At 71.1% G+C, this 11,935-nt stretch carries 8 protein-coding genes and 1 pseudogene; 2 read left to right on the top strand and 7 right to left on the bottom strand.

All coding sequences use genetic code 11. The features are described from left to right. Positions 1–405 precede the first annotated feature (405 nt). Both G3I40_RS42690 and G3I40_RS42685 read right to left on the bottom strand, forming a co-directional pair. Complete coding sequence (locus tag G3I40_RS42690; RefSeq protein WP_164560167.1) at positions 406–1,878, bottom strand: amino acid permease; 1,473 nt, start codon at positions 1,876–1,878, stop codon at positions 406–408. 192 nt (positions 1,879–2,070) lie between these two features. Then, positions 2,071–3,864: an AMP-dependent synthetase/ligase gene (locus G3I40_RS42685; RefSeq protein WP_164560166.1), complete on the bottom strand. Its 1,794-nt coding sequence runs from the start codon at positions 3,862–3,864 to the stop codon at positions 2,071–2,073. A gap of 142 nt (positions 3,865–4,006) precedes the next feature. On the opposite strand from G3I40_RS42685, the gene G3I40_RS42680 reads away from it, so the two are divergent. Continuing rightward, entirely contained in the window at positions 4,007–4,774 is a 768-nt protein-coding gene (locus G3I40_RS42680; protein WP_164560165.1) for a MerR family transcriptional regulator, read from the top strand. 21 nt (positions 4,775–4,795) lie between these two features. Here the strand turns inward: G3I40_RS42680 and G3I40_RS42675 are convergent, their stop codons facing one another. The 5 genes and pseudogenes from G3I40_RS42675 to G3I40_RS42655 all read right to left on the bottom strand — a co-directional run. Then, complete coding sequence (locus G3I40_RS42675; RefSeq protein WP_164560164.1) at positions 4,796–6,967, bottom strand: 3-hydroxyacyl-CoA dehydrogenase NAD-binding domain-containing protein; 2,172 nt, start codon at positions 6,965–6,967, stop codon at positions 4,796–4,798. 186 nt (positions 6,968–7,153) lie between these two features. Next, positions 7,154–8,368, bottom strand: a complete 1,215-nt coding sequence (locus G3I40_RS42670) for an acetyl-CoA C-acetyltransferase (protein WP_164560163.1) — start codon at positions 8,366–8,368, stop codon at positions 7,154–7,156. A 44-nt stretch (positions 8,369–8,412) separates the two neighbouring features. Beyond that, a complete protein-coding gene (locus G3I40_RS42665; RefSeq protein WP_164560168.1) occupies positions 8,413–9,555 on the bottom strand; it encodes an acyl-CoA dehydrogenase family protein in 1,143 nt (380 codons plus the stop codon). Between the two features lie 8 nt (positions 9,556–9,563). After that, positions 9,564–10,721: a CaiB/BaiF CoA-transferase family protein gene (locus G3I40_RS42660; protein ID WP_164560162.1), complete on the bottom strand. Its 1,158-nt coding sequence runs from the start codon at positions 10,719–10,721 to the stop codon at positions 9,564–9,566. A 120-nt stretch (positions 10,722–10,841) separates the two neighbouring features. After that, positions 10,842–10,955: pseudogene (locus tag G3I40_RS42655) on the bottom strand (MmcQ/YjbR family DNA-binding protein); the annotation flags it as partial. 159 nt (positions 10,956–11,114) lie between these two features. Between G3I40_RS42655 and G3I40_RS42650 the strand changes: the two are divergent. Further along, positions 11,115–11,935 (top strand): saccharopine dehydrogenase NADP-binding domain-containing protein (locus G3I40_RS42650; protein ID WP_164560161.1); only part of this gene is annotated, 821 nt, incomplete at its 3' end.

Raw genomic sequence — 11,935 nt, 5'->3', positions numbered from 1 at the left:
GGCCGGCGCCTGCGGGGCCGGGGCCGCCCGCGACGGCCGCCGCCGGACGGTGGTGACGAGGGCCGTCGCCAACACGGCCGCGAACACGACCAGTTGACCCGTTTTGAGGTGGATGTCCCACGGAACCAGGGCCATGCCTGTGTCCTACCCGTACGGCACCCGTCCGCAACTCGTCCGCGGCGCACGGCGCTCCGGAGCCGCTCAGCCGTCGTGGTCGTGGACCGTGACGGCTGTCCGATGGGCCGGGATCCGGAGCACGGTCAGCGGCTCGACCCGCACGCATCGGAGGGCGTCGGGGCCGCCCTCGCGCCGGCACAGCCCACACAACGGTGGCGCCACCCCGGACATACGTGATGTCCGGCGTGACGCCACCGCAGGGACAGGCACCGACAACGGCGGCCGGGGTCAGTCGCCCTTGGCGACCTTCGTCAGTTCCGCGTCCGCCTGGCGGGCGATCTTGCGGCGTGCGCCGAACCAGCCGACGACCAGGAGCACCGCGACGACCGGGATCAGCATCAGCGTCTTGCGGCCCGTCTCCTCGTCGTTCCACATGAGGCCGAGCACGAGGAGCAGGAAGACGATCGTGACGATCTCGGTGACCGGGGACCCCGGGAGGCGGAAGGCGGGGCGCTGGAAGGCACCCTCCTTCGCCCGGCGGACGAACGCCAGGTGCGCGACCATGATCATGACCCAGGTGCCGATGATGCCGATCGAGGAGACCTCGATGACGATCTCGAAGGCGTCGTGCGGCAGCAGGTAGTTCAGGCCCACGCCGAGCACGCCGACGCCTGCCGTGAGGAGGATGCCGCCGTAGGGGACCTGGCTGCGGTTCATCCGGGCGGTGAACTTCGGCGCGGAGCCGGACATCGCCATGGAGCGCAGGATGCGGCCCGTGGAGTAGAGGCCGGAGTTGAGCGACGACATGGCCGCGGTCAGTACGACCAGGTTCATGATGTCGCCGATGCCGCCGACGCCGAGCTTGGAGAACAGCGTCACGAACGGGCTCTCGTCCGACGAGTACACCGAGGACGGCAGCAGGAGCGCGAGCAGCAGCACCGAACCGCAGTAGAAGATGCCGACGCGCCACATGATCGAGTTCACGGCGCGCGGGACGACCTTGTGCGGCTCGGCGGTCTCGCCGGCGGCGACGCCGACCAGTTCCAGGGCGGCGTACGCGAAGACGACGCCCTGCATGACGAGGACCACCGACATCGTGCCGCTCGGCATCCAGCCGCCGTGGTCCGTGATCATGCTCAGGCCCGGTGTCTGGCCGTCGATCGGGTGCTGCGTGGCGATCAGGAAGATGCCCACGAACAGGAAGGCGACGAGCGTGGCCACCTTGATGATCGCGAACCAGAACTCCATCTCGCCGAAGTACTTCACCGAGATGAGGTTCACGCCGAGCACGACCGCGAGGGCGATCAGCGCCAGTACCCACTGCGGAACGGTGGTGAAGGCGCTCCAGTACTGCGTGTAGAGCGCGATGGCCGTGATGTCCGCGATGCCCGTCATCGACCAGTTGAGGAAGTACATCCAGCCGGCGACGTAGGCGCCCTTCTCGCCGAGGAACTCGCGCGCGTACGAGACGAACGAGCCCGAGGACGGGCGGTACACGACCATCTCGCCGAGGGCACGCACGACCAGGTACGCGAAGACTCCGCAGACGAGATAGGCGAAGACGAGGGCGGGGCCCGCCGACTGCAGGCGGCCGCCCGCGCCGAGGAAGAGCCCGGTGCCGATCGCGCCACCGATCGCGATCATGTTGACGTGACGGGCCTTGAGGTCCTTGCTGTAACCGGCGTCGCCCGCGTCGGCGGGCGCCTGGACCGCATCCGTGGGGGATGCGTCCGGGGCCGTGTTGACGGCGTCCTTGCTCACGTGGGGGTGTCCACTCTGTGGTGCCCGGCGACGCGCGGGTCACCGGGGTCCGGATGTGCTGCGGCCCGCGACACCCCTGACAGTGCGCGGACCGACTGTGCACCTTCCCCCAAAGATCAGCGGAAACGCGGTGGCATAGATCACATAGCGGTTCTTCTCACATGGCGGGATCGCTCTGTACATACCGCCTGGTCAGGCGTATAGGGCGGCGAGCTCGGCCGCGTAGCGCTCCCTGACGACCGTGCGGCGCAGTTTCAGCGACGGGGTCAACTCCCCCGTCTCCGGGCCCCATTCACCGGTCAGGACCCGGTAGCGCTTGATCTGCTCGGTGCGGTTGAGGCGGGAATTGGCGGCCTCGACGGCGCGGGCTATCTCCCCCTGGAGGGCCGCCTCGTCCCCGCCGTGCGTCTCGGCCCACGCCGCCGCGACGTCCGGCTCCAGCACGAGCAGGGCCACCAGGTAGGAGCGGCCGTCGCCGTGGGCGAAGGCCTGGCCGATGAGCGGGTGTTCCTTGAGGGCGTTCTCGACGAGGGAGGGCGAGACGTTCTTGCCCGTCGACGTCACGATCATTTCCTTCTTGCGGTCGGTGAGCCAGAGATAGCCGTCGGCGTCGAGCCGCCCGATGTCGCCGGTCGCGAACCAGCCGTCCGCGTCGCGGGCCTCCTCCAGCGACCCGTCGGCCCGCAGGTAGCCGTCGAAGACGGTGTCCCCGCGCACGAGGATCTCGCCGTCGGCGGCGACGCGGACCTCGACGCCCTCGATCGGCCGCCCGACCGAGCCGAGCCGGAACGCCGCCGGGTGGTTCGTGGTGGCGACCCCCGTCGTCTCCGTGAGCCCCCACGCGTCCATGATCGCGACGCCGAATCCGGCCCAGAACCGCACGACGTCCTGGGGCATCGGCGCCGACGCGCTGGCGGTCCACAGGAGCCGCTCGAACCCGGCGAGCGACAGGATCGGGTCGAGGAACCGCCGCTTCGCCTCCTGGTACGCGGCCGCGAGCGCGGGCGCCGGCTCCTCGCCGCGCTCCCGGCAGGCCACCCACGCGCGGGCCACGTCCCCGGCGTCCGCGACGGCCTTCTGCTGCTCCTCGGGCAGCCCGGCCAGGGCGACCCGTGCGGCGGCGGCGAGCTTCTCCCACACGCGCGGGACACCGAAGAACTGCTCCGGATGCAGCTCGCGCACGGTCGCCGAGACCTCTGCCGGATCCGCGCACAGATGGACGTGGGAGGCACGGAAGACCGGCAGGTAGATGCCGAGCATGCGCTCCGCGATGTGCGCGAAGGGGAGGTAGCAGACGTGCGCGACGTGCTCGGGGAGGTTCACGACGGTGTCGAGGGCGAGCGCGTTGCGGACGACGTTGCGGTGCGTGATGCGCACACCCTTGGGGTCCCCGGTGGTCCCGGACGTGTAGACCACCGTGAGCGGATCGGCCGGGGAGCCCTCGCGCCAGGTCTTCTCGAAGGTGTCGGGGTCGTAGAGGCGGGCGCCCGACGCGTGCAGGGAACCGTACGTGCGGTGCCCTCCGGCCTCGGCGGGCTCGACGACCACGAGACGCTCCAGCGGGGCGTCCGCGGCCGCCACCAAGGGCTCCCACAGGGCGCGCTCCCGGGCGCCCTCGACGAGCGCGAACCGGGCACGGCTGTGCCGGGCGATGTGCGCGACCTGCTCCGGGGCCGCCGTGCCGTACACCGTGACGGGGACGGCGCCGAGGTGGGTGAGGGCGAGGTCGGTGAGCCAGTGCTCGGGCCGGTTGCCCAGCATCATGAGGACGTGCTCGCCGCGCCGGACGCCGAGTGCGGCGTATCCGGCGGCGAGGACGCCCACGGTACGGCGGACCTCGCGCCAGGTGCGGGTGGTCCAGCCGGCCCCGGGCGCGGCGCGCCAGGACAGCGCGGGGAGCTCTCCGTGGTCCTCGGCGTTGCGCAGCAGCAGTGCGGGGAGGGTGAGTGCGCCGGGCTCCCCGGGAAGTCGCAGGATCGAGGTCATGACCGTCTCCTGTCGCCGTGGGCTGCGCCGGAGACTTTCACAACATCGGTGTGTCAGCAATACTGTTGAACCCGATTGGTACGCGGTACGCGGTACTCGTACCGGTGCACATATGCGTGAGTGAGCGACCCGCGAGGCGGACATGACGACGGACATCGAGGACACCGCGGACGCCGAGGCGGCGTCCGGCCCGACGCTCACCGTCGACGAGCTGGCCACGCGCGCGGGCGTCACCGTGCGCACGATCCGCTTCTACAGCACGCGCGGGCTGCTGCCGCCGCCGGTGATCGGCCCGCGCCGGGTAGGCCACTACGGGCAGGACCACCTCTCCCGTCTCGCGCTGATCGAGGAGCTGCAGCACCAGGGCATGACCCTGGCCGCGATCGAGCGCTATCTGGAGCAGTTGCCGGCGGACCTGAGCGCGCACGACCTGGCCATCCACCGTGCCGTGGTGGCGAGTTGGGCGCCGGACACGGCGGAGGAGGTGTCCCGTGCGGAGCTGGAGCGACGGGCGGGCCGCGCCCTGTCCGGCACCGATCTGGACCGGCTGTCCGCGATGGGCGTCGTCGGGTACGACGAGGACGCGGACACGTACCGTCTGGACGGGGGGCTGCTCCGCCTCGGCGTGCAGCTGCTGGACGTGCCCATCGCGCACGAGACGATCCTCGCCGCGCGCACCGTCCTGCTGGAACACACGCGCCAGGCGGCGCACGAGCTGTCCCGGCTGTTCCGGGACGAGGTCTGGGGGCCCTACCGGGAGCGCGGGTCCGATCCGGCGGACCCGGAACACCTCGCGGCGATGAAGTCGCTGTCGGCCCACATGCAGCCGATGGTGGTGCAGGCCCTGGTGACCGCGTTCCAGCGGTCGCTGAAGGTGGAGCTGCGGGAGGCGTTCGACGCCGAGCGCTGAACGCCTCCCGCAGGCCGCGGGTCAGTCGGTGAAGATCTCGCCCTTCTCCGCCTTGTCCACCAGCAGCGCGGGCGGCAGGAAACGGTCGCCGTAGCGGGCGGCCAACTCCCTTGTACGGGCGACGAATCCGGGCAGGCCGCCCTCGTAGCCGTTGATGTACTGGAGCACGCCGCCGGTCCAGCCGGGGAAGCCGATGCCGAAGATGGAGCCGATGTTGGCGTCGGCCACGGACGTCAGGACGCCCTCCTCGATCAGGCGCACCGTGTCGAGGGCCTCCGAGAAGAGCATGCGCTCCTGCATGTCCTCGAACGGGATCTCGGAGCCGGGCTTCGTGAAGTGCTCGCGCAGGCCCGGCCACAGCCCGGTGCGCTTGCCGTCCTCGCCGTACTCGTAGAAGCCGGCGCCGCCGCTGCGGCCGGTGCGCCCGAACTCGTCGACCATGCGGTCGATGACGCCCTCTGCCGGGTGCGCCGTCCAGGTGCCGCCCGCCTCGACGATCGCGGCCTTCGACTCGTTGCGGATCTTGCGGGGCAGCGTCAGCGTCAGCTCGTCCATGAGCGAGAGCACCTTGGCCGGGTAGCCCGCCTGGCCCGCCGCCTGCTCCACCGACGCGGGCTCGATGCCCTCGCCGACCATGGCGATGCCCTCGTTCATGAAGTGGCCGATGACCCTGGACGTGAAGAAGCCGCGCGAGTCGTTGACGACGATCGGCGTCTTGTTGATCTGGCGGACCAGGTCGAAGGCGCGGGCCAGCGCCTCGTCGCCGGTGGCCTCGCCCTTGATGATCTCGACCAGCGGCATCTTGTCGACCGGCGAGAAGAAGTGCAGACCGATGAAGTCGGCCTGCCGCTCGACGCCTTCGGCCAGCACGGTGATGGGGAGCGTGGAGGTGTTGGAGCACAGCAGGGCGTCGGCGTCCACGACGTGCTGGATCTCCTGGAACACCTTGTGCTTGAGCGAGGGGTCCTCGAAGACCGCCTCGATGACGGCGTCACAGCCGGCCAGCGCCTGCGGGTCGGCGGTGGGCGTGATCCGGGCGAGCAGCGCGTCGGCCTTCTCCTGGGTCGTACGACCGCGCGAGACGGCCTTGGCGCACAGCTTCTCGGAGTAGGCCTTGCCCTTGGCGGCGGCCTCCGGCGACACGTCCTTCAACACCACCTCGATGCCCGCGCGGGCGCACGAGTAGGCGATGCCCGCGCCCATCATGCCGGCGCCGAGCACGGCTGCCTTGCGGACCTTGCGGGGCTCGATCCCCTGCGGCCGGTTGGCCCCCGAGTTCACTGCCTGGAGGTCGAAGAAGAACGCCTGGATCATGTTCTTCGCCGTCTGCCCCGTGACCAGCTCGGTGAAGTAGCGGGCCTCGATGGTCAGGGCCGTCTCGAAGTCGACCTGGGAGCCCTCGACGGCGGCCGCGAGGATGTTGCGCGGCGCCGGGTAGGGGGCGCCGTTCAGCTGCTTCTTCAGGTTGGCCGGGAAGGCCGGGAGGTTCGCGGCGAACTTCGGGTTGGCCGGGGTGCCGCCGGGGATGCGGTAGCCGGGCTCGTCCCAGGGCTGCTGCGACTCGGGGTTGGCGTCGATGAAGGCGCGGGCCCTGTCGAGCATCTCCTCGCGGGTGGCGGCCACTTCGTGGACCAGGCCGTTCTCCAGGGCGCGCTTCGGGGCGTACTGGGTGCCCTGGAGCAGGACCTTGAGGAGCGCGTCGGCGATGCCCATGAGGCGGACGGTGCGGGTGACGCCGCCGCCCGCGGGGAGCAGGCCGAGCGTGACCTCGGGCAGGCCGATCTTCGAGCCGGGGGCGTCGAGGGCGACGCGGTGGTGGCTGGCGAGGGCGATCTCGTAACCGCCGCCCAGGGCCGCGCCGTTGATCGCCGCGACGACGGGCTTGCCGAGGGTCTCGATGCGGCGCAGCGAGTTCTTGATGCCGATACCGGTCTCGAAGACGGCCTGGGCGTCCTCGGGCCCGGCCTTCATCATGTCCTTGAGGTCGCCGCCCGCGAAGAAGGTCTTCTTGGCGGAGGTGTAGATGATCCCCCGGATCGTGTCGCGCTCGGCCTCGGCCCGGTCGGCGATCGCTGCGATGGAGTCCTTGAACGCCTGGTTCATGGTGTTCGCCGACTGGTTCGGGTCGTCGAGGACGAGGGTGACGACGCCGGTGTCGTCCTGTTCCCAGCGGATGGTGGTGCTGGCGGTCATGTGTGTCTCCGTGAAGTTCGGTGCGGCGGGGTTTTCGGCGGCTACGAGGGTGGAGGCGCGGTGTGTTGCCGGGTGCGGGTCATCGGGGAAATGCGGCGCGCAGCGCCTGCATTTCAGGGGCGCGGGGAACTGCGCGAGCAACCAGCCACGGTCCGCACCCGGCGACGAGCGGGCACCCCTACGGCGCTACACCCGTTCCACGATCGTGGCGATGCCCATTCCCCCGCCGACGCACAACGTGGCCAGCCCGTACCGGAGGTCACGCCGCTCCAGTTCGTCGACGAGGGTGCCGAGGATCATCGCCCCGGTCGCGCCCAGCGGGTGGCCGAGCGCGATCGCCCCGCCGTTGACGTTGACCTTGTCCAGCGACAGGCCCATGTCCTTCACGAACCTCAGCACCACCGCCGCGAAGGCCTCGTTGATCTCGACGAGGTCGATGTCGTCGATGGTCAGGCCCGCCTTGGCGAGCGCCTTGCGCGTCGCGGGCGCCGGGCCGGTGAGCATGATCGTCGGCTCGGAGCCGGAGACGGCCACCGAGACGACGCGGGCGCGCGGCGTGAGGTCGTAGCGCTCGCCGACCTCACGCGAGCCGATCGCGACGAGCGACGCGCCGTCCACGATCCCCGACGAGTTGCCCGCGTGGTGGACGTGGTCGATCTTCTCGACCCAGTGGTACTTCTGCAGCGCCACCGCGTCGAAGCCGCCCAGGTCGCCGATGTCCTTGAAGGACGGCTTGAGCTTGGCCAGCGAGTCGGCGGTGGTCCCCGGCCGCAGGAACTCGTCCTGGTCGAGGACGGTCAGCCCGCTGCGGTCCTTGACCGGCACGACGGACCGGGTGAAGCGGCCGTCCTTCACGGCGGCCGCCGCCCGCTCCTGGGAGAGCGCCGCGTACTCGTCGACGTCGCGCCGCGAGAAGCCCTCGATCGTGGCGATGAGGTCGGCGCCGATGCCCTGCGGCACGAAGCCGGTGTCGAAGTTGGTCATCGGGTCGGCGAACCAGGCGCCGCCGTCGGAGGCCATCGGCACCCGTGACATCGACTCGACGCCACCGGCGAGGACGAGGTCCTCCCAGCCCGAACGCACCTTCATCGCGGCCAGGTTGACGGCCTCCAGGCCCGAGGCACAGAAGCGGTTCTCCTGGACGCCGGCGACCGTGTCGGGCAGGCCCGCGGCGATCGCCGCGATGCGGGCGATGTCGGAGCCCTGGTCGCCGACGGGACCGACGACGCCGAGGACGATGTCGTCGATGGCGGCGGGATCGAGGCCAGGGAAGCGTGCCTGGATCTCGTGGATGAGCCCCACGACCAGGTCGATCGGCTTGGTGCCGTGCAGGGAGCCGTTGGCCTTGCCCCGGCCTCGCGGGGTGCGGATCGCGTCGTAGACGTACGCGTCTGTGCTCACGGAAGTGCCTCTCATTGCATGCGGTGCGGACAGCGAGGGTGTGTTCAGGACAGCAGCGAACGGCCGATGATCTCCTTCATGATCTCGGTCGTGCCGCCGTAGATGGTCTGGATACGGCCGTCGGTGAAGGCCTTGGCGACCCGGTACTCGGTCATGTACCCGTATCCGCCGTGCAGTTGGAGGCAGCGGTCGGCGACGCGCTTTTGCAGCTCGGTGGCCCACCACTTGGCCATGGAGGCGTGCACGGCGTCGAGCGTGCCGTCGGAGTGGTCGGCTATGCAGCGGTCCAGGAAGGTCCGGGTGACGGCGCACTCGGTGGCCATCTCGGCGATCTCGAACCGGATGTGCTGCAGCTTCGCGAGCGGCCGGCCGAAGGCCTCGCGCTCCTTGACGTACGTCGTGGTGATCTCCAGCAGGTACTCGGACGCGGCGATGGCGGCGACGGCGATGCCCATGCGCTCCTGGGCGAGGTTCGTCATCAGGTGGACGAACGCGCCGTTGAACTCGCCGAGCAGATTCTCCTTGGGGACGCGGACGTCGTGGAAGAACAACTCGGCCGTGTCCTGCGCCTTCTGCCCGATCTTGTCGAGGTTGCGGCCACGCTCGAAGCCCTCGGTGCCGCGTTCGACTACGAGGAGGGACAGGCCGTGCGCGCCGCCCTCCGGGGACGTCCTGGCCACCACGATCACGAGGTCGGCGAGGATGCCGTTCGAGATGAAGGTCTTGGAACCGTTGAGCAGCCAGTGGTCGCCCTTGTCCTCGGCGGTGGTGCGGATGCCCTGGAGGTCGGACCCGGCGCCGGGCTCGGTCATCGCGATGGCGGTGATCGTCGAGCCGTCGCAGAAACCGGGCAGCCAGCGCCGCTTCTGCTCCTCGGTGCCCAGCGAGGTGAGGTACGGGCCGATGATGTCGTTGTGCAGGCCGACGGCGAGTCCCGCGGCGCCCGCGCGCGTGAACTCCTCGGCGAGGACGGCGCTGTAGCGGAAGTCCGTGGTGCCGCCGCCCCCGAACTCCTCGGGCACGGCGAGGCCCAGCAGGCCCTGGCGGCCCGCGGCGAGCCAGGCCTCGCGCGCGACGATGCCGTCCTTCTCCCACTGCTCGTAGTGCGGGGTCACTTCCTTGGCGAGGAAGGTGCGGACCGTCTCGCGGAACGCCTCGTGCTCGGCGCTGAACAGGCGTCGCTCCATGCCGGTGATCAACTGCCTTTCGTAGGGGGCTCGTTCCCTGTGGGTACGGCCCAGTCGCGGGCCACGTCGGCCGTGTCGGCGCCCGGCCGGGCGGGGCCCGAGCGGACGGTGGTGGGGGTGCCGGAGAAGCGGGGCGCGGGCGCCGGCTGGGTGATGCCGCCGTGGTCGACGAAGGTGCCGCGGGCGGCGAGGTGCGGATGGGCCGGGGCCTCGCGCAGCGACAGGACGGGCGCCACGCAGGCGTCGGAGCCCTCGAAACGGGCCGTCCACTCGTCCCTGGTGTGCTGCTTGAAGCGCGCGGTGACGGCTTCGCGCAACTCGCCCCAGCGCGTGAGGTCCTTGCGGGCGGGTGCCACCTCGGACAGGCCGAGCAGTTCGACGAACTCGTCGTAGAACTGCTGCTCAAGGGCGCCGACCGCCATGTACTGGCCGTCGGCGGTCTCGTAGGTGCCGTAGAACGGGCAGCCGCCGTCGAGCAGGTTGGCGCCGCGACGGTCCTGCCAGCCGCCCGCCGCGAGCATGCCGTGGATCATCGCGGACAGGTGCGAGGCACCGTCGACGATGGCGGCGTCGACGACCTGTCCGGCGCCGGTGTCGCGGGCGTGGTGGAGCGCGGCGAGGATGCCGACGACCAGGTAGAGCGAGCCGCCCGCGTAGTCACCGACGAGGTTGGCGGGGACGGTCGGCGGCTCGTCGGGCTTGCCGATCATGCCGAGGGTGCCGGTGAGCGCGATGTACGCGATGTCGTGGCCGGCGCGCTGGGACAGGGGGCCCTCCTGGCCCCAGCCGGTCATCCGGCCGTAGACCAGCCGCGCGTTGCGGGCGTGGCAGTCGGCGGGGCCGACCCCGAGGCGCTCGGCGACGCCCGGCCGGTAGCCCTCGATCAACACGTCGGCGCGCTCGACCAGTCGAAGGACGCGCTCGGCGCCGTCCGCTGCCTTCAGGTCGACGATGACGGACCGCTTGTTGCGGTTGGTGATGTCGTACTCGGGGTTGATCGCGAGCCCGGCGCCGCCGGGCCGGTCGACCCGTACGACATCGGCGCCGAGGTCGGCGAGGAGCATCGCCGCGAACGGCCCGGGGCCGATTCCGGCGAGTTCGACCACGCGCACCCCGGCGAGCGGGCCGCCGTGCTGCTCCCGGGCCTCGGTGCCTGCCTCTGTCATCCCGCCACGCCCCCAGTCTGTGACACAACTGATGTAACACCAGTGATGTTAAGAACAGGCGGGGCCGGACACAAGCCCTGAACGAGCAAGCGCTTAGTGAATTGTGCCGCCCGTGTCCAACGTCCCGTCGGGCACGCCCAGGAAGACGAAAGCCTTCTTGTCGACCTTCGCCACCGTCTCGCCCCAGGGGAACTCCTCGGTGGCGCCCGGCAGTCCCAGGGCGAACGCGCGCACCCGCGCTCAGGCCCGCCGCGCGCGCCGCGACGGCTTCACCGGCTTGCCGGCCTCGCCACGGCGTCCTCCGTCCGCAAGTGCGGGGCACCGACGGCCCCGCACACCGTTCACGCTAGCCTCGGCCACCGACAACGGCGCGGGAGCACGGTGAGGGGTGTCATGAACAGGCCTAGGAGCACGGACAGGGCGTACGACGTGGTGTTGTTCGGGGCGACGGGCTTCGTGGGGGTACTCACGGCCGAGTACCTCGCGGCGCACGCCCCGGAGGGACTGCGCTGGGCGATCGCCGGCCGTGACACGGCCAAGCTGGAGCGGCTGCGCGAGCGGCTCACCGGCATCGACCCGGCGTGCGCGGTGCTGCCCCTGGAGCGCGCGGACGTCGCCGACGCGGCCTCGCTGCGCGAACTCGCCTCCCGCGCGCGCGTGGTGGCCACGACCGTGGGCCCGTACCTGGAGTACGGCGAGGGCCTGGTGGCCGCGTGCGCCGACGCGGGCACCGACTACGTGGACCTCACGGGCGAGCCCGAGTTCGTGGACCTCATGTATGTGCGGCACGACGCCCGCGCGCGAGAGACGGGCGCCCGGCTGGTGCACGCCTGCGGTTTCGACTCGGTCCCGCACGACCTGGGCGCGTACTTCACCGTGCAGCAGCTGCCGGAGGGCGAGCCGCTGCGGGTCGACGGCTTCGTCCGGTCGAACGCGACGTTCTCGGGCGGCACCTTCGCGTCCGCGCTGAACCAGTTCGGGCGGGCCCGGCAGATGCTCGCCGCGCAGCAGGACCGGCGGCGCCACCAGCCGCGGCTCGTGGGACGCACCGCGTACGCCCCGACCGGTGCGCCGCGCTACGCCAAAGAGGTCGGCGCCTGGGCCCTGCCGCTGCCGACGATCGACCCTCAGGTGGTGCAGCGTTCGGCGCGGGCCCTTGAGCGCTACGGCCCGGACTTCCGCTACCGGCACTACGCGGCCGTGCGGACGCTGCC

Origin of the sequence: Streptomyces sp. SID14478, assembly GCF_010548525.1 — a bacterium.
GTDB lineage: Bacteria > Actinomycetota > Actinomycetes > Streptomycetales > Streptomycetaceae > Streptomyces.
This window is presented reverse-complemented; position numbering and strand designations above follow the sequence as displayed.